Origin of the sequence: Vandammella animalimorsus, assembly GCF_002285265.1 — a bacterium.
Lineage (GTDB): Bacteria > Pseudomonadota > Gammaproteobacteria > Burkholderiales > Burkholderiaceae_C > Lampropedia.
Map to the genome: position 1 here is coordinate 70,499 of NZ_NSJB01000010.1, position 18,407 is coordinate 88,905.

General features: G+C 66.5%; 15 protein-coding genes. 9 read left to right on the forward strand and 6 right to left on the reverse strand.

Annotation, left to right across the window (positions count from 1 at the left end):
- Positions 1 to 49: 49 nt before the first annotated feature.
- The gene (locus CK625_RS11145) at positions 50 to 1,750 is read right to left on the reverse strand and encodes a thiamine pyrophosphate-binding protein (RefSeq protein ID WP_095540396.1); all 1,701 of its coding nucleotides are present in this window, start codon (positions 1,748 to 1,750) and stop codon (positions 50 to 52) included.
- Positions 1,751 to 2,148: 398 nt separating this feature from the next.
- Here CK625_RS11145 and ilvA point away from each other — a divergent pair, with 398 nt between their 5' ends.
- The 5 genes from ilvA to CK625_RS11170 all read left to right on the forward strand — a co-directional run bounded on the left by ilvA (position 2,149) and on the right by CK625_RS11170 (position 7,523).
- Positions 2,149 to 3,711, forward strand: a complete 1,563-nt coding sequence (gene ilvA, locus CK625_RS11150) for a threonine ammonia-lyase, biosynthetic (protein ID WP_095540397.1) — start codon at positions 2,149 to 2,151, stop codon at positions 3,709 to 3,711.
- Positions 3,712 to 3,738: 27 nt separating this feature from the next.
- Positions 3,739 to 4,245 carry a DUF6622 family protein gene (locus CK625_RS11155; RefSeq protein ID WP_143326265.1) on the forward strand — a complete coding sequence of 169 codons (507 nt, stop codon included), beginning with the start codon at positions 3,739 to 3,741 and terminating at the stop codon, positions 4,243 to 4,245.
- Positions 4,246 to 4,383: 138 nt separating this feature from the next.
- Complete coding sequence (locus tag CK625_RS11160; RefSeq protein ID WP_095540399.1) at positions 4,384 to 5,292, forward strand: phosphoribosylaminoimidazolesuccinocarboxamide synthase; 909 nt, start codon at positions 4,384 to 4,386, stop codon at positions 5,290 to 5,292.
- Positions 5,293 to 5,448: 156 nt separating this feature from the next.
- Entirely contained in the window at positions 5,449 to 6,630 is a 1,182-nt protein-coding gene (locus CK625_RS11165) for an acetyl-CoA C-acetyltransferase (RefSeq protein WP_095540400.1), read from the forward strand.
- A gap of 68 nt (positions 6,631 to 6,698) precedes the next feature.
- Complete coding sequence (locus tag CK625_RS11170) at positions 6,699 to 7,523, forward strand: crotonase/enoyl-CoA hydratase family protein (RefSeq protein ID WP_095540401.1); 825 nt, start codon at positions 6,699 to 6,701, stop codon at positions 7,521 to 7,523.
- Positions 7,524 to 7,597: 74 nt separating this feature from the next.
- Here CK625_RS11170 and CK625_RS11175 read toward each other — a convergent pair whose 3' ends face one another.
- From CK625_RS11175 to CK625_RS11195, 5 genes are all read right to left on the reverse strand, one after another.
- Positions 7,598 to 8,071, reverse strand: a complete 474-nt coding sequence (locus CK625_RS11175) for an MliC family protein (RefSeq protein WP_238945635.1) — start codon at positions 8,069 to 8,071, stop codon at positions 7,598 to 7,600.
- Positions 8,072 to 8,375: 304 nt separating this feature from the next.
- Complete coding sequence (purD, locus tag CK625_RS11180) at positions 8,376 to 9,683, reverse strand: phosphoribosylamine--glycine ligase (protein WP_095540403.1); 1,308 nt, start codon at positions 9,681 to 9,683, stop codon at positions 8,376 to 8,378.
- Positions 9,684 to 9,756: 73 nt separating this feature from the next.
- Positions 9,757 to 10,482 (reverse strand): YebC/PmpR family DNA-binding transcriptional regulator, encoded by a 726-nt coding sequence (locus tag CK625_RS11185; protein ID WP_095540404.1) that lies wholly within the window; start codon positions 10,480 to 10,482, stop codon positions 9,757 to 9,759.
- A 158-nt stretch (positions 10,483 to 10,640) separates the two neighbouring features.
- Positions 10,641 to 12,800 carry a TonB-dependent receptor domain-containing protein gene (locus CK625_RS11190; RefSeq protein WP_095540405.1) on the reverse strand — a complete coding sequence of 720 codons (2,160 nt, stop codon included), beginning with the start codon at positions 12,798 to 12,800 and terminating at the stop codon, positions 10,641 to 10,643.
- Between the two features lie 168 nt (positions 12,801 to 12,968).
- Positions 12,969 to 14,270: a hypothetical protein gene (locus CK625_RS11195; protein ID WP_095540406.1), complete on the reverse strand. Its 1,302-nt coding sequence runs from the start codon at positions 14,268 to 14,270 to the stop codon at positions 12,969 to 12,971.
- A gap of 369 nt (positions 14,271 to 14,639) precedes the next feature.
- Here CK625_RS11195 and CK625_RS11200 point away from each other — a divergent pair, with 369 nt between their 5' ends.
- The 4 genes from CK625_RS11200 to cysK all read left to right on the forward strand — a co-directional run bounded on the left by CK625_RS11200 (position 14,640) and on the right by cysK (position 18,174).
- A complete protein-coding gene (locus tag CK625_RS11200; protein ID WP_238945636.1) occupies positions 14,640 to 15,290 on the forward strand; it encodes a BON domain-containing protein in 651 nt (216 codons plus the stop codon).
- 26 nt (positions 15,291 to 15,316) lie between these two features.
- On the forward strand, positions 15,317 to 16,084 hold the full coding sequence (locus CK625_RS11205; RefSeq protein ID WP_095540408.1) for a class II glutamine amidotransferase: 768 nt from the start codon (positions 15,317 to 15,319) through the stop codon (positions 16,082 to 16,084).
- 57 nt (positions 16,085 to 16,141) lie between these two features.
- On the forward strand, positions 16,142 to 17,107 hold the full coding sequence (locus CK625_RS11210; protein WP_095540409.1) for a LysR substrate-binding domain-containing protein: 966 nt from the start codon (positions 16,142 to 16,144) through the stop codon (positions 17,105 to 17,107).
- Positions 17,108 to 17,253: 146 nt separating this feature from the next.
- Positions 17,254 to 18,174 carry a cysteine synthase A gene (cysK, locus tag CK625_RS11215; RefSeq protein WP_095540410.1) on the forward strand — a complete coding sequence of 307 codons (921 nt, stop codon included), beginning with the start codon at positions 17,254 to 17,256 and terminating at the stop codon, positions 18,172 to 18,174.
- Positions 18,175 to 18,407: the final 233 nt, after the last annotated feature.

Consider the following 18,407-nt stretch of genomic DNA (forward strand, 5'->3'; position numbering starts at 1 on the left):
TGCCGGACTATACGCTGCCTTGGCGGGCCGATTCATGCCGAGCAGGCGCTCAGGCATTCTCTGGCGACAGGCGTTGCTCGGGGGTGATTTGCATTGGGTCGGTGCGCAGTTCGATCAGCGCCAGGCGGCCCGATTGCTGGGCGCGCTGCCAGGCGGCGGCGAAGTCCTCGGTGCGGGTGACCAGCTCGGCATGGGCGCCGCAGGCGCGCGCCAGGGCGCAGTAGTCGGGGCCGGGCAGGCGCGTGGCGCTGACGCGGCCGGGGTAGCGCCGCGCCTGGTGCATGCGGATGGTGCCGTACATGCCGTTGTTGACCAGCAGCACGGTCAGGCGGGCGCCGCATTCGGCGGCGGTGGCCAGCTCCTGCGGGTACATCATGAAGCAGCCATCGCCCGCGAAGCAGACGACCTGGCGTTGCCTGTGGCGCAGCGCGGCGGCGATGGCCGCAGGCAGGCCATAGCCCATGGCGCCGCAGGTGGAGGCCAGCTCGGTGCGCGGCTGGCGGTAGCGAAAGAAGCGGTGCAGCCAGATGGCGTAGTTGCCCGCGCCGTTGGTGAGGATGGCGTCCTCGGGCAGCTTGCGGTCCAGGTATTGCACGACGGCGCGCAGGTCCACGCCGTCGATCTGGGCATCTGGCTCAGTGCCGCCCAGGCCGATGAAGGCTTCATAGCCGGCGCGGCCCTGGCTGAGCCAGCCCTGCCAGGCGCCGGGCTGCGGTGCGGCGCTGGCTGCCTGGCCCCAGTCCAGCAGGGCCTGCAGCAAGGCTTCGGGGCTGGCGGCGATGGCGACATCGGCCTGATAGACGCGGCCCAGCTCATCGGCGCCGGGATGGCAGTGCACCAGGGTTTGCTGCGGGCGCGGCACCTGCAGCAGCTCGTATTCGCCGGTGCTCACGTCCGTCAGCCGCGCTCCCACAGCCAGCAGCACATCGGCCTGCTGCACCATGGCGCGCACCGAGGCTCCCATGCCCAGGCTGAGGTGGCCGACGAAGTGCGGGTCGCGGTTGTCGAACAAATCCTGGCGGCGAAAGCTGCAGGCCACGGGCAACTGCCAGCGCTGCACCAGCGTGCGCAGCAGCGCGTGCGCCCGGGGCGTCCAGCCCGAGCCGCCCAGCATGAGCAGCGGCCGCTGCGCCTGGGCCAGCAACTGCCCGACCTGCTGCGCCGTGGCGGCATCGACGGCCGCGGGCGCCAGCGGCGTGGCGCGGCAGGCCGGGCAGTCGGTGGCCTCCTGCAGCATGTCCTCGGGCAGCGCCACGACCACCGGGCCAGGCCGACCACTGACGGCCACGTGGAAGGCGCGGGCAATCAGCTCGGCCATGCGCTCGGCGCGGTCGATCTCGATGACCAGCTTGGCCATGTGGCCGAACAGCTGCTGGTAGTCCACCTCCTGGAAAACGTCGCGGCCCTTGTCCTCGCGGGCGATCTGGCCGATGAACAAAATCATCGGCGTGGAATCCTGCTGGGCCACGTGCACGCCGATGCTGGCGTGCGTGGCGCCGGGGCCGCGCGTGACCATGCAGATGCCGGGTTGGCCGGTGAGCTTGCCGTCGGCCTCGGCCATGTTGGCCGCTGCGCCTTCGTGCTTGGTGACGACCACCTCGATGCCGGCGGCGTCGTAGAGCGCATCCAGCACTTCCAGATAGCTCTCGCCGGGCACGCAGAAGACGCGCTGCACGCCGTGCAGGGCCAGCGCATCGACCAGCACGCGGCCGGCGCTTTGGCGCTGCGGGGATGGGGTGAATTGGGTCATGGCAAGGCTCCGTCTGGGCGATGGGATGGGGCAAAGGCCCGATGCTATGGGCGGATCGCGCTGCGGCCCTGTCGCCTGCGTGCGACGGGGCGGATGCGCTGCGGCAGGCCTGGCGGTTTGACCGTAGAATGCCCGCACCGTTCAGCGCGCGCAGCCTGGCGCAATACTGGCCAGTGCGCAATCCGGGCAAATGCCGATGGGCTGAACGGCCGTTTGTCTCCTCCACCTCTCAACCGGTGGATTGACCCCGCAGCTGGCCAACTTGCCGCTGCGGGGTTCTTTTTTGCCCATGGTGCATGGGCCTTGCACGGGCCTTGTGCGGGCCTTGCTGCGCAAGGCGTGGCCGGTGGCGCGCGTATCATCGCCGCTTTGCCTGTGGCACTGCAGCCCCGATTGCGATGACGCTCACCCCCGCCGATTACCTGAAAAAAATCCTCACTGCCCGCGTTTATGACGTGGCTGTGGAAACGCCGCTGGAGCCGGCGCGCCAGCTCTCGGCGCGGCTGGGCAACCAGGTGCTGCTCAAGCGCGAGGACCAGCAGCCGGTGTTCAGCTTCAAGCTGCGCGGCGCTTACAACAAGATGGCGCAGCTCTCACCGGCAGAGCTCGAGCGCGGGGTGATTTGCGCCTCGGCCGGCAACCATGCGCAGGGCGTGGCGCTCAGCGCCAGCCGGCTGGGTGCGCGGGCGGTGATCGTCATGCCGGTGTCCACGCCGCAGCTCAAGATCGACGCGGTGCGCGGCCTGGGCGGCGAGGTGGTGCTGCACGGCGACAGTTTCAGCGACTCCTACCAATACGCGCTGCAATTGCAGCAGCAGCAAGGGTTGACTTTCGTGCACCCGTTTGACGACCCGGACGTGATCGCCGGCCAGGGCACGATCGCCATGGAGATGCTGCGGCAGCTGCAAAGCCTGGGCAGCCGCCGCCTGGATGCAGTGTTCGTGGCCATTGGCGGCGGCGGCCTGATTGCTGGCGTGGCCAACTACATCAAGGCGGTGCGCCCGGACGTGCGCGTCATTGGCGTGCAGATGAACGATTCGGACGCCATGCGGCGCTCGGTCGAGGCCGGCGAGCGCGTGGAGCTGGCCGACGTAGGCCTGTTCTCGGACGGCACGGCCGTCAAGCTGGTGGGCCAGGAGACCTTCCGCATCAGCCGCGAGCTGGTGGACGAGTACGTGGTCGTCAGCACCGACGAGGTCTGCGCCGCCATCAAGGACATCTTCATCGACACGCGCAGCATCGTCGAGCCGGCCGGCGCGCTGGCCGTGGCGGCCATCAAGCAGTACGTGGCCCAGCGCCACACCCAGGGCCAGACTTATGCGGCCATTCTGTGCGGCGCGAACATGAACTTCGACCGCCTGCGCTTCGTGGCCGAGCGCGCGCTGGTGGGCGAGCAGCGCGAGGCGCTGTTTGCCGTGACGATGAAGGAAGAGCGCGGCAGCTTTCGCAGCTTTTGCGAAACCATTGCCCAGCTGCCAGGCGCAGCGCGCAACGTTACCGAGTTCAACTACCGCATGAGCGACCGGCACGCCGCGCACGTCTTCGTTGGCCTGGCCACCAATGGGCCGGGCGAATCGGCGCAGATTGCCGCGCACCTGGATGCGCACGGCTTCAAGACGCTGGACCTGACCCACGACGAGCTGGCCAAGGAGCATTTGCGCCACCTCATCGGCGGGCCAGCGCCGCTGGCCAACCACGAGCGCCTGCTGCGCTTCATCTTTCCCGAGCGCCCTGGCGCGCTGTTCAAGTTCCTCAGCCTGATGCAGCCGAGCTGGAACATCAGCCTGTTTCATTACCGAAACCAGGGGGCGGACTACGGCAAGATTCTGGTGGGCATCCAGGTGCCGCAGCAGGACGATGCGGCATTCCAGCAGTTTCTCGATGCGTTGGGCTATCCCTACGTCGAGGAAAGCGACAACCCGGCCTACCGTTTGTTTCTCAAGAGCAGCGCGGCGGCTTGAGTCTCCATCGCGCCCCCAATCGTTGCCATGACCGCCGCCGAGCTTATTACGCACACGCCCTTGTGGGTTTGGCCATTGCTGGCGGCGCTGCTGACGCTGGGCTGGATGCAAACGCGTGCGCGTCGCGTCTCGCCGGCGCGGGCGCTGGCATTGCCGCTGGTCATGCTCATCCTCACGCCCGCGACGCTGGCCGCCCGCTGGGCCGCCACAGACTCAATGGCGGTCGCGCTGGCGGTGTGGGGCGCCAGCGCCTTGCTCGTTGCCCTCATTGGCCGCCGCCGCGCCTTGCGCCCTGGTGAGCATTTCGACGCTGCCACGCGCCGCCTGCACTTGGCTGGAAGCTGGGCGCCGCTGTGGGTCATCCTGGGCATCTTCTGCCTGCGCTATGCCATGGCCGCCACGCAGGCCGTGAACCCGGCGCTGGCCGCGCAGCCCGCAGTCGTGCTGGCCGCCGCGGCGCTGGGCGGCGCGCTCAACGGCTGGCTGGTGGCGCGCGCCTGGGCGCTTTGGGCCTTGGCGCGCTCTTGCATGTGAGTGCACAGCCGCCGGCGACAGCCGCGCGCGGCCCTGTGGCTGGGCAATAATGCCGCCTGCCCTCCCCTGCCCTGCGGGCCTTGCCGTGCGGCCCCAGGGCATTTGTAGATTCCCCCGATTGTTTGTTGGCTTGTTGACATGACCAGTGCCCTGCACACCTCCTCCCTGACTTCGTTGCCCTTGCTGGCTCGCGGCAAGGTGCGGGACAACTACGCCGTTGGCGATGACCGCATCCTGATGATCGCCAGCGACCGCATCTCCGCCTTCGACGTCATCATGGGCCAGCCCATCCCCGGCAAGGGCGAGCTGCTGACCCGCATGGCGCTGTTCTGGTTCGACAAGCTGGCCGACATCTGCCCCAACCACCTGACCGGCCAGGCGCCCGAGAGTGTCGTCACCGAGCAGGAGCTGCCGCAGGTGCAAGGCCGCGCCATGCTGGTCAAGCGCCTCAAGCCCCTGCCCATCGAGGCCGTGGTGCGCGGCTACCTGGCCGGCAGCGGCTGGAAGGAATACCAGCAAACCCAGTCCGTGTGCGGCGTGCCGCTGCCCGCCGGCCTGGGCAATGCCCAGCGCCTGCCCGAGCCCATTTACACGCCGGCGGCCAAGGCCGAGGTGGGCGAGCACGATGAGAACATCAGCTACGAGAAAACCGTCGAAATGGTCGGCCCCGAGCTGGCCGCGCAGATCCGCAGCATCAGCCTGGCGCTGTATGAGCGCGCCGCGCAGCTGGCCCTGGCCAAGGGCATCATCATTGCCGACACCAAGTTCGAGTTCGGCCTGGATGCCGATGGCACGCTGACGCTGATGGACGAGGTGCTCACGCCCGACAGCTCGCGCTACTGGCCCGTCGAAGGCTATGAGCAGGCGCTGCGCGCAGGCACCAATCCGCCCAGCTACGACAAGCAATACCTGCGCGATTGGCTGGAGCAGGTGCGCGTCAACGGCCAGCCCTGGGACAAGACCCCGCCAGCGCCGCGCCTGCCGCAGGAAGTGATTGCGCAGACCGCGGCCAAGTACACCGAGGCTTTGCAGCGCCTGATGGGCTGATCTGCCCGCCTGGGCGGGGGCTTGCCCGGCCTTTGCACCCTGCGCCTCCGCCTTGCCCTGCCCTGCCCTGCCCTGCCGCGCATTGCAGGCTGCGATGCGGCCTTGCACAGGCGCTGCTGAACGGTGGCCTGTTTTTTTTCAAGGAGACCCTTGCCCATGCCCTCCCCCGCTTACATCGTGGCCGCCGTGCGCACCGCCGGCGGCCGTCGCAATGGCCGCCTGGCCGGCTGGCACCCCGTCGATCTGGCCGCGCAGGTGCTCGACGCGCTGGTGGCGCGCAGCGGCGTCGATCCCGCCCAGGTCGAGGACGTTTTCATGGGTTGCGTCAGCCAGATCGGCGAGCAGGCCGCCAACGTGGCGCGCAATGCCGTGTTGGCCTCCGTGCTGCCCGAGGCCGTGCCCGGCACCAGCATCGACCGCCAGTGCGGCTCCTCGCAGCAGGCCCTGCACTTTGCCGCGCAGGCCGTGATGTCCGGCGTCATGGACGTGGTCATCGCCGCTGGCGTCGAATCCATGAGCCGCGTACCCATGGGCAGCCCCATGGCCCTGCCGCGCAAGGCGGGCATGGGCTATTACCAAAGCCCTGGCATCGACGCGCGCTACGGCGGGGTCGAGTTCAGCCAGTTCATGGGCGCGGAAATGATGGCCAGCAAATACGGCCTGGACAAAGCGCAGCTCGACGCCTATGCGCTGCAAAGCCACCAGCGCGGCGTGGCCGCAACCCAGGCAGGCCACTTCGAGGCGGAAATCCTGCCCATTGAAGTGCGCGACGCCCAGGGCCAGGGCACTGGCCAGTGGCACACCGTGGACGAGGGCCTGCGTTTTGACGCCACGCTCGAAGCCATTGAGAACGTCAAGCTGCTGCAGGAAGGCGGCGTCATCACCGCCGCCAATGCCAGCCAGGTGTGCGATGGCGCCTCGGGCGTGCTGGTGGTCAATGAGCGCGGCCTGCGCGCGCTGGGCGTGGCGCCGCTGGCGCGCATCCACCACATGAGCGTGTTGGGCCACGACCCGGTGATCATGCTCGAAGCGCCGCTGCCGGCCACCGAGGCGGCGTTGAAAAAAGCCGGCATGCGCATCGAAGACATTGATCTGTACGAAGTCAACGAAGCCTTTGCGCCCATCCCGCTGGCCTGGCAGCAGGCGCTGGGCGCCGATGCCGCGCGCATGAACGTGCACGGCGGCGCCATTGCGCTGGGCCACCCGCTGGGGGCCTCGGGCACCAAGCTCATGACCACGTTGGTGCATGCGCTGGGCCGGCACGGCAAGCGCTGGGGCCTGCAAACCATGTGCGAAGGCGGCGGCATGGCCAATGTCACCATCGTCGAGCGTTTGTGACGCCATCCTCAGCGCCCTGCCCTGCCCGCCGGCCACGGGCCGATGACATTCACCACAGGAGTCTTGCCATGCAGGAACAAGTTTTTGAAGACCGAGTTGCCGTGAGCCTGGGGGCCGATGGCGTGGCCACCGTCATGCTGCGCCGCCCGGAAAAGATGAACGCCTTGGATGTGGCCATGTTCAAGGGCTTGACTGCCGCCGGCGCCTGGCTGCGCGAGGCCGCTGGCCTGCGCGCTGTGGTTCTGGCCGGTGAAGGCAAAGCCTTTTGCGCTGGGCTGGACATGGCCAATTTCGAGGGCCTGCTGCGTGGCCAGGCGTTGGATCCAGCCCTGGGTCGGCTGGCTGAGCGAAGCCATGGCCAGGCCAACCTGCCCCAGCACATTTGCTGGCAGTGGCGCACGTTGGAGGTGCCAGTCGTGGCCGCGCTGCATGGCGTGGCCTTGGGCGGCGGCTTGCAATTGGCCCTGGGCGCAGATGTGCGCCTGGTGGCGCCCGATGCGCGCCTGTCGGTGCGTGAAATGCATTGGGGCCTGGTGCCCGACATGGCGGGCATGGCGCTGTTGCGTGAATTGGTGCGCGCCGACATCGCGCGCGAGCTGGTGTTCAGCGGTCGCATGGTGGACGCCCAGGAGGCCTGCCAGATCGGTCTGGCGACCCGGCTGGTGCAAGACCCTTTGGCGCAAGCGCTGGAGCTGGCCCGGCAAATGGCTGGCTTCAGCCCGCAGGCTATGCGCGCGGCCAAGCGTTTGCTCAACAGCACGGCCGATGCCTCGGCCGGCGAATTGCTGTTGGCCGAATCGTTGGAGCAGCTGCAGCTCTTGGGCAGCGCCGATCAGCGTGAGGCCGTGATGGCCGGGCTGGAAAAACGCCAGCCGGTTTTTCGCGATGCCTGATGCATCGCAGCCATGAAAAAAGCCCATGCAGCAAAAACTGCATGGGCTTTTTTCATGAACTAGCGCTGGCTGATTCAGTTTGCGGTGCTGGTGCAGTTGGTTTCCACCAGATTGTTGTAAGGGTCGTAGAAGCTGAAGAAAGCCTCATTGCCTTTCTGGTGCCATTCAGCGCCGCGGCCGAACAGCCCGCTTTTGCCGACGTAGCGCGAGCCGGAGCCGGAGACAGTGATGTTCAGCATGGCGCTCTTGTCGTCAAGCTTGAGCTCCAGCTGCTCTGTGCCCCGGGGCTGCACCCAGACGGTCAGACCGTTTTGGCAAGCAAATTTGCTGGCCATCATTTCGTGATGCTGGGCGGGCGCAACATTTGTTGCTGCGTGGCCAGACACTTGGTTTTGAGGCTGCTTGGGCTGTGTGCCGCTGCAAGCTGCCAGCGCCACAGCGCAACCGGCCAGCATGGACAGGGTTTTGATGTTCATGGCAATACTCCCTTCAAAGTATGAGTATGAAAACAGGCTTGGCAGGATCGGCGCAAAGTCTGCGCCTGCCAAGATGCGTGGCGCATTGTAGGTGCCTTGCCGTAGTGCGAATGGGCACATGCACACTGTTACCTGTGTTTCGGCCTTGCTGATTGCCCTGGCAGGCAGGCGCTTGCCAGGGCGCGCTGGCGGCGCGGAATGGCTCAGCGGTCTCAGAGCCTGTTCAAAATCTTTGCACGGCGGTCAAGAGAGCGGATTTGGGCGCTCTGCTGCGCCCGCAAAGCCTCGCCATAGCCCCAGCTAGGCTGCGTTTTGCGCCTTGCAGCCCATCCCAAACCGCTTCTTGCCCACTCGCGCCGAGATTTTGAACAGGCTCTCAGCCCGCCTCGCTCCGACCCTGGCTTTTGATGGCGCGGTGGCCAATGTCCTTGCGGTATTGCGCGCCGTCGAACTGGATCTGGCTGAGCACGGCATAGGCGCGCTGCTGGGCCAGCTTGACGTTGTCGCCCAGCGCGGTCACGCACAGCACGCGGCCGCCGCTGGTGTTGACGACGCCCTGCTCCAGCGTGGTGCCGGCGTGGAACACCACGGCATCGTCGAACGCATCGTCGCTGGGCAGGCCGCTGATGGCGTCGCCCTTGCGCGGCGCCTCGGGGTAGCCGTGCGCGGCCATGACCACGCCCAGCGCCACGCGCCGATCCCAGGCCAGCTCGACCTGATCGAGCCGGCCGTCCACTGCGGCGCTGAGCACTTCGAACAAGTCGCTCTTGAGGCGCATCAGAATGGGCTGGGTTTCCGGGTCGCCCATGCGGCAGTTGAACTCCAGCGTGCGCGGCTGGCCCTGGGCGTCGATCATCAGGCCGGCGTAGAGAAAGCCGGTGAAGGGGATGCCGTCGCGCTCCATGCCGCGGATGGTGGGCAGGATGATTTCGCGCATGGCGCGGGCGTGCACGTCGGCCGAGACCACGGGCGCGGGCGAGTACGCGCCCATGCCGCCGGTGTTGGGGCCCTGGTCGCCATCGAGCAGGCGCTTGTGGTCCTGGCTGGTGGCCAGCGCCAGCACGTTCTTGCCGTCGCACAGCACGATGAAGCTGGCCTCCTCGCCGCTGAGGAATTCTTCGATCACCACGCGCGCCTGGCCCTGGTTGTGGGCCGCGCCGTAGCGGTTGTCCAGCAGCATGTCGTCCACCGCCTGGTGGGCCTGCTCGGTGGTCTCGGCCACGACCACGCCCTTGCCGGCGGCCAGGCCATCGGCCTTGATGACGATGGGTGCGCCCAGCCGATCGATGTAGGCCTTGGCCGCAGCCGGGTCGGTGAAGGTGTCGAAGGCGGCGGTGGGGATGCCGTGGCGCTGCATGAAGGCCTTGGAGAAGGCCTTGGAGCTCTCCAGCTGCGCGGCGGCCTTGGTGGGGCCGAAGATGCGCAGGCCGTGGGCGCGGAACTCATCGACCACGCCGGCGGCCAGCGGGGCCTCGGGGCCGACCACGGTCAGCGCCACTTTTTCGCGCTGCGCCCATTCGCGCAGGGCCTGGGGCTCGGTGATGGGCAGGTTGCTGAACTTGGGATTGCGCGCCGTGCCGCCGTTGCCCGGCGCAACGAACAATTGGGTCACGCGCGGCGATTGCGCCAGTTTCCAGGCCAGGGCGTGCTCACGGCCGCCAGAGCCGATGACGAGGACTTTCATACGGGGGTCAGAAAAAGGGGGGTTGGGGCTGGGCCAGGCGCGGCGGCCTTGGGCGTATGCGCGCCGGCCGCTGTCACAGCGCCAGTTCGGCGTTGTGGTAGACGTCCTGCACGTCGTCCAGGTCTTCGAGCACGTCCAGCAGCTTTTGCATGCGCTGGGCATCCTCGCCTTCGAGGGCGATGCTGTTGTCCGCGCGCATGGTCACCTCGGCCATTTCGGCGTTCAGGCCTGCCGCCTCAAGCGCGTTTTTCACGGCTTCGAAATCGCCCGGCGCGCACAGCACCTCGATGGCGCCTTCATCGTCGCTGATGACGTCGTTGGCGCCGGCCTCCAGGGCCACTTCCATCAGCTTGTCCTCATCGGTGCCGGGGGCGAAGAAGAATTGCCCCACGTGCTGGAACTGGAAGGCCACCGAGCCTTCGGTGCCCATGTTGCCGCCGTACTTGTTGAAGGCGTGGCGCACTTCGGCCACGGTGCGCTGGCGGTTGTCGGTCATGGTGTCGACGATGATGGCCGCGCCGCCGATGCCATAGCCCTCGTAGCGGATTTCCTCGTAGTTCACGCCTTCGAGGTTGCCTGTGGCCTTGTCGATGTTGCGCTTGATGTTGTCGGCCGGCATGTTGGCGGCCTTGGCCTTGTCGATGGCCAGGCGCAGGCGCGGGTTGGCGCCCGGGTCGCCGCCGCCGGCGCGGGCGGCCACGATGATTTCACGGATCAGGCGCGTCCAGATGCGGCCGCGCTTCTCGTCCTGGCGGCCCTTGCGGTGCTGAATATTGGCCCACTTGCTATGCCCTGCCATGGGTGCTTGCCTCGTCTTTCCATGCCGTGTGCGTGGCCGCTAATGCCTGCGGCGGCGCGCGTCATCGGCGTCATTGAACAAAAGGGCGCATTTTACGAAAACGAAACAGCCGCCCTGGCCTGTGGCCGAGGCGGCTGTTGCTTGCCCAGACAGCTTGCTCAGAACTCCAGCTTCAGGCCCAGCGTCAGATTGCGCCCGCGCAGCGGCGAGGCTTGCTTGACGAAGGAGCTGGGGTTGAAGGCCAGCTCGTTGAGCGCGTTGGACAGTTGCGCATAAAGGCTGTAATGCCCCCACGCGCCCATGCGCTGGCGCCAGCTGGCGTGCAGGTTGAGCATGTCGTAGGCGGGGGTGCGGGTCTCGTAGTGGGCAAAGCGATTCTGGGCGAAGCTGTGGTACCACTGGGCCCCCACGGACCAGGGCCCGGCCTGCCAGAGCGCGTTCAGGCCCAGGCGGTGCGCGGGCTGGCGCGGCACGCGCGCGCCGGCGCCGCCGACGAAGTGCGCCTGCACCATGTCGGCATAAGCGCCCACGCGCCACTGGCTGTTGAGCTGGTGGCTGATGCGCGCTTCCAGGCCCTTGAACACGGCGTCGTGCTGGCGGTAGTCGATCAGGCGGAAGTTTTCGTGGCGGTCCGTGGTGTGGGCGTAGATGTAGTGGTTGATGCGGTTGTAGAAGGCCGTGAGCTCGTAGCGCGTGGCGCCGCTGTTCTTGCGCAGCGTGAGGTCCAGGTTGTTCGATTGCTCGGCCTTGAGGCGGCTGTTGCCGCGCTCCCAGGTGTTGGTGGCCAGGTGGATGCCGCCTGCGAACAGCTCTTCGGCCGTGGGAGCGCGCGCCGAATGCGAGGCGCTGGCGGCCAGCACGTAGCCGGGCGCGAACTGCCAGCTGGCGCCGGCCGAGAGCGAGCCCATGTGGTGCCGCACGCTGCCGCTGCGGCGCTGGCCCATCAGCCTGGCGTTCTGCCATTCGTAGCGCCCGCTGAGCTCCAGGCGCCAGTCGCCCAGGCGGTATTCCTCCAGCGCGAACAGGGCGCGGTTGCTGGTGTCGGTGGGCTCGACGTAGGCCTCGTTGCCCACGGCGCTGAACTCGCGGCGGCTGTGCTGCACGCCGAGCAGGCCGCGCAGCTGGCCGGCGCCCAGCGCGATGGGTTGGTGTTCGAGCTCCAGGCGTGCATCGTGGGCCTGGTTCTTGAAGGTGGTGCCGATTTGCCCATGGTCGATTTCATCGTGCCGGTAGTCGGTGATGCTGGCGCGCAGGCGCGCTCGCGAGAAGCCCGGCAGCGGCTCGCTCCACTGGCCGCGGATGTCCCAGCGCTCGGTGTCCAGATCCACCAGGGCAATGTGGTCCTCGTCGTGGCCGTGCGTGCAGTGCAGGTGCTGGCCGTGCCAGTGGCAGCCCGGCGGCGCAGGGCGCGGATCGTGCGCATGGCCGTGGCTGCCGCAGTGCAGCGAGTTGCCATGCAGGTGGCAGTCTTCGTATTCGTGGCTGTGGCCTGGCAGGCCGTACTGACTGCGCAGGCGGCTGTAGGCCAGGCCCAGGTAGCCGCGCTCGTGCACCAGCGCGCCGCCGACGCTGCCATACCAGGTGGCGTTGTGGGAGCCGCTGACGCGCTCGCTGCTCCAGCCGTGGCCGACGCGGTATTCGCCAGCCGAGCGCTTGAGGCCCTCGACGTGCAGCGCCAGCGGGCCGCGCCCGCCGGTCAGCGCGAAGGCGCCTGTGCCTTCGCGTGCGCTGCTGTCCTTGCGCAGCTGCAGCTGGCCTTCGTAGCCTTTGCCTGGCACGGCCGTGGGCACGCGGCCATCGCGCAGGTTGACCACGCCGCCGGTGATGCCGCCGCCGTACAGCAGGGTCGAGGGGCCGCGCAGGATTTCCACCTCTTGGGCCAGCATGGGCTCGATGGCCACGGCGTGGTCCGGGCTGGAGGTGGAGGCATCCTGTACTTCGCTACCATCGCTGAGGATGCGCACCCGGGCGCCATCGGCGCCGCGGATGACCGGGCGCCCCGCGCCTGCGCCGTAGTGGTTGTTGCGCACGCCGGGCAGGCCTTCGAGGGTATCGCCCAGCGTGGCCGAGCCGCGCAGCAGCAAATCATCGGCGTCCAGCAAATCCACGGGCGTGGCCGATTCTTCCAGCGGGATGTCCAGGGCGCGGCCGCTGACGCTGACCTCGGCCAGCTCGGGCGCGGCAGTGGGCGCGGTTGCGGATGCTTCGCCCTGGCTGGCGGCCGACTGTGCCGGGGCTTGTGCCTGGGCCAGCGGCTGCGCGCCCAGGCCGGCGCACAGCAATGCCAGGGCGTGCAGTGTGAAAGATGCTTTGGTCATGGCGATGCAGAAAAGTGATGGGGCCAGGAGCAGGCCGCCGGGGCGACGACCGCCAAGGGGGGCCTGGAAACAGACGCTGCCGCACGAGGCGGCAGGCGGTGAAAAGAAGGCGCTGGCAAGGAGGCGGCCAGGCGCGGGCGGAGCTTGCGCGCGCGCCTGGCCCGTCCATCAGTGCTTGTGCTCGGGCAGGCCCAGCCAGACCAGGCCGGTGGGGCTGAAGTTCAGCGCAATACTGCCTTGCACGCGGGCCTCGTCGAGGTCGATGGTGTGCAGACGCTGGCCCTGCGGATCGCTCAGCCAGGCCTTGTCGTGGGCGGCGCTGACGGCAAAGCTGGGGTAAGGCGCCTTGGCGGGCATGTTGGCGATCACGCCGGCGATCTCGGCGCGCTTGCGCCAGGTCTTGACGTCCAGAATGTGCACGGTGCCAGTGCTGTCGAGCACCAGCAGGTTCTCGCCCTCGGCATCCATGGCGTGCGCACGGCGGATCAGGCCCTCGCCCCATTGGATGCGGCTGATGCGGCCTGCGGCCGGATCGATCTCGAACAAATGGCCGGGGCTGGCGATGCCGACAAACTTGTCGTAGTGCGCATTGCCGATGATGGTGCCGATGCGCACGTTCTCGCCGATGTCGGCAGGGTTGTCGATCTTGCGGGCGGTGAAGGTCTCGCCGTCTTGCTTGATCACCAGGATGCCGTCGCTGCAGCCGAATGCGGAGTACTTTTCATTGGAGTAGCTGCCGTGCAGCATCGGGCACTGCTCATCGAAGCGGCGCTCGAAGTGGTAGTGGTCGTCATGGCGGTGGTAGAGCTCGACCTGGCTGGGCAAGGTGCTGTTGCCAGAGGCATTGGCGTCGCGCCAGGTGGTCAGCAGCCAGTCGCCGCGCGGCTCGGCCGTGCCGTGCATGGGCAGCGACAGGTTTTGTGTGGCCAGCGCCGCCGCATGGGGCTTGCCAATGCTGGCATCGGTGAGCACGGCGATGGAGGCATTTTGGCCTGCCGCCGTATTGCCATCGAAGAAGATGGCCGCCTGGCTGGCGTGCCTTTCGTAGTGCGTGGGGCGCGTGCCGCTCAGGCGGGTGGGCAGCAGCGCCGGATCCTTCATGTAGTCGTGCAAATGGTTGCCATGGTCTTCTTGCCAGATGCCGCCGTCGATGAACTGCACCTGGTTTTGCGCGCGCTGCGGTAGCACGGCGTAGCGGTTGTTCGGGCTGGGGTAGATGGCCGAGGTGGGGTTGTCCAGCGTGAAGCTTTGCAGCAGGCGCCCTTTGTCCAGATCGATGACGTGGACCTGTGGGCTATCGGCCTGCAGCGCGACCAGGCGCCCGGCGGTTTCGATGTGGGGGTGGGAGTGGTCTTCCTCCGCCGGGGGCTTGGTGTCCAGATCATTGCTGCCACCGCCGCATGCGGCCAGGGCCATTGCACAGGCCAGCACCAGCGTGCTTTTTTGCCAATGCCATACGAATTGCGCCATGAAAAACTCCTGTTGTGAAAATAGATTATCAACAGCGCAAATTATAGTGATAAATCATTCTTGAATTGGGCGCGATCAGCCAGGCGTGCCACGGCGCGCTTGCTGCGTGTGACAAGGCTTGGGGCACAGGCCATGGGGCGGCCGGATATGGTATGTTTCCGGCCGCATCGCACGCAGGCGGTGCGCGGCCTGGTTTCAGTGCCTGTTCAAAGTCTCTTTTACGGGTGGCAAAAATGCGCGAGCGGACAGACTGCGGCGTGCAAGGCCTCTTCCATCGCAGGGGTTTGACATCCCGTCCGCACTGATCAGAACAGGCGCCCGGGCATACGGCATGAATGGGAAGTGCACTTTATGTATTTGAAGCGGTTTGTGGCGATTGCATGGATGGGCGTGGCTGGGCTGTCGGGGCTGACGGGCTGCGCGCCATTGATCGTTGGGGGCGCGGTGGTGGCCACCTCCGTGGCGCTGGATCGCCGCACTGCGGGCGCGCAGGTGGACGATCAGGCGATCCAATTGAAGGTGCGCACGGCATTCAATGAGCAGCTGGGCGATCAGGCCCACATCAACGTCAACAGCTACAACCGGCGTGTGCTGCTGACCGGCGAGGTGCCCGATGAGGCGCAGCGCCAGCGCGCGGCGCAGTTGGCCAAAGAGGTGGAAAACGTGCGCGGTGTATACAACGAGCTGCAAGTTATGCCCGCCAGCGGCTACTCGCAACGCTCGCGCGATACCTGGATCACGGGCAAGGTGCGCAGCCAGATATTGGCCACCGAGAATTTGCCGAGCAAATCCCTGCAGGTGACGACGGAGCAGGAGGTGGTGTATCTGCAGGGCCTGGTCACGCCCCGCGAGGCGGAGGCGGCCACCCAGGCCGCACGCACGGTATCGGGGGTGCGCAAGGTGGTGCGGATGTTTGAGCTGATTTCCGAGCAGGAGCTGCAAAAAACCCTGGCCGAGCGCGAGGCCAGGGCCGCGCAAAGCGCCAGCGCCTTCCAGGAATCGGGCGGCCCGAATCAATAGCGCCCAGGCCCTGACTGCGTTTTGCCATGTGCCAATTGCTTGGAATGAATGCCAAGAACCCGACGGACTTGACGTTCAGCTTCACGGGTTTTGCGCAGCGCGCCGGGCGCACCGGCGACCATGTGGATGGCTGGGGCATGGCGTTTTTCGAGGGCCACGGGGTGCGCCACTTCGTGGACCATCAAAGCGCCATGAAGTCGCCGGTCGCGGAGTTGATCCGGCGCTATCCGATCAAGAGCACCAACGTCATCGCGCACATTCGCAAGGCCACCCAAGGCGCTGTGGCCTTATCGAACTGCCATCCATTCGTGCGTGAGCTGTGGGGCAATTACTGGGTATTTGCGCACAACGGCAATCTGGTGGGCTTCGATGCGCGCCTGCATAGCCACTTCCATCCCGTGGGTGGCACCGACAGCGAGCTGGCGTTTTGCTGGATCATGCAGGAGCTGGCCAAGTCGCACGCAGGCGTGCCCAGCATTCAGGAGATGACCTTGACGCTACGGGAGCTGGCCGCGCGCATTGCCCGGCATGGCACGTTCAACTTCCTGCTCTCCAATGGCGACGCCCTCTGGGCCCACGCCACCACGCAGCTGTGCTATACCGAACGTGCCTGGCCTTACTCCATGGTGTCGCTGAGCGATGAGGACTTGAGCGTGGACTTCTCCCAGCACACCAGCCCCGACGACAAGACCGCCATCATCGTGACGGCGCCGCTGACCAGCAACGAGACCTGGGTGCCCTTTGCCCCGGGCGAGCTTAAGGCCTTTGTCGACGGCCAGCTGCAGGCCTTTTGAAGTCCCATCCATCCTGCCAAGGCACACAGGCCATCGCGCACAGATCCACACTTCCGCATGACGCTGACAGAGCTCAAATACATCGTTGCCGTGGCGCGCGAGCGGCACTTTGGCCGCGCGGCCGAGGCCTGTTTTGTGTCACAGCCCACGCTCTCGGTGGCGGTCAAGAAGCTGGAAGATGAGCTGGGCGTGCGCATCTTCGAGCGCAGCTCCGGGGAGGTCAGCGTCACGGCGCTGGGGCAGCGCTTGGTGGAGCAGGCGCAAAACGTCCTCGACCAGGCCCACTTGCTGAAAGAAATTGCGCAAAGCAGCGCAGACCCCCTGCAAGGCCCATTGCGCCTGGGAGTGATCTACACCATCGGGCCTTATCTGCTGCCCAAGCTGGTGCGCGAAACCATCGCCCGCACGCCGCAAATGCCGCTGATGCTGCAGGAGAACTTCACCACACGGCTTTTGGAGATGCTGCGCGCTGGGGAGATCGACTGCGCCATCCTGGCCGAGCCCTTCCCCAGTGCGGGCCTGGCTGTGGCCGAGTTGTACGACGAGCCCTTCTGGGCGGCCGTGCCCGCCGGCAGCCCGCTGGCGCAGCAAGCGCTCATCACCACCAGTGCCCTGAAAAAGGAAAACATGCTGCTGCTGGGCGCGGGGCATTGCTTTCGCGATCACGTGCTGCAGGTTTGCCCGGAATTCGCCCGCTTTTCAGACAGTGAAGGCATTCAAAAGTCCTTCGAAGGCTCATCGCTGGAAACCATCAAGCACATGGTGGCCGCCGGCATGGGCTTGACGCTGGTGCCGCGCCTGGCCGTGCCCGATGGCATGGCAACGCAGCGAATGATGCCCCGCAGCAGTGATGAGCTCATCCACTATGTGCCCATCGAGGACGATGACACACACGCCGCGCCCATGCGGCGCGTCGTGCTGGTGTGGCGCCGCAGCTTCACCCGTTACGAGGCCATTGTTGCGTTGCGCAATGCCATCCATGCCTGCGAGCTGCCTGGGGTGGCATGGCGCCACGCGCAGTGACGCGCTGGCGTGGATTGGAGCCGTGCAGCATGCGGCCGGCCAGGCATTGCAGGCCATAAGCTCATGGCCAATAAGTCATAAAAGGCCTTGGACAATGTGACCAAGTGCCGCCGGGGAGCGGTGCCGTCACTTCTTTGGAGGAAACCATGCCTGTTCGCAATGTACTCGAAACCATTGGCCGTACCCCGCACATCCGCATCAACCGCCTGTTTGGCCCGGACGCAAACGTCTGGATCAAGGCCGAGCGGGCCAACCCTGGCGGCTCCATCAAGGACCGCATTGCCCTGGCCATGGTCGAAGAGGCTGAGAAAGCCGGCGTGCTCAAGCCCGGCGGCACCATCATCGAGCCCACGTCCGGCAATACAGGGGTTGGCTTGGCCATGGTGGCTGCGGTCAAGGGCTATCAGCTCATTCTCGTGATGCCCGAAAGCATGTCCATCGAGCGGCGACGCCTTTTCCTGGCCTATGGCGCACGCTTCGATCTGACACCTCGCGAGCAGGGCATGAAAGGCGCCATCGCGCGCGCGCAAGAGCTGCAGGCGCAAACGCCCGGCGCCTGGATTGCGCAGCAGTTCGAGAACCCTGCCAACGTCGATGTCCACGTGCGCACCACTGCCGAGGAAATCGCGGCAGACTTCCCCCAAGGCCTGGATGCCATCATCACTGGCGTGGGCACCGGCGGACATCTGACAGGCGTGGGCCGAACCCTCAAGGCCCGCTGGCCGCAGCTGAAGGTCTTTGCCGTTGAGCCTGTTGCATCGCCAGTGATCTCAGGCGGGCAGCCTGCGCCTCACCCTATCCAGGGTATCGGGGCCGGATTCATCCCGCGCAACCTGGATACCAGCGTGCTCGATGGCGTGATCCAAGTCGACGCAGAAGACGCAAAAGAATATGCACGCCGCAGCGCAACCCAGGAAGGTTTGCTGGTGGGCATCTCCTCGGGCGCCACCTTGGCGGCCATTGCACAGCAGCTGCCCAAGCTGCCGGCCCAAGCCAGGGTGCTGGGCTTCAACTACGACACGGGCGAGCGCTACCTCTCTGTAGAGGGCTTTTTGCCGCAGGCATAAAGCACCCGCCCGAAGCGGCAGATGCAACTGCCGCTTCGGGCGCAATCAACCTTGTCAGCCTGCAAGTCAGGTGCGCAGATCTTGTTCTGCCACGCCACTTGCGCCAGGTTCAAAACCTGTGTTATAGTCACGCCTTCGCTTGCTGCTTCTGCCTAGTTTGGTGGTTGCGCTGGCAGGGGTTGAAGAAAAAGTTGTTTGACTGCTTCAGAACTTCTGCTAGAATGCGAGGTTTC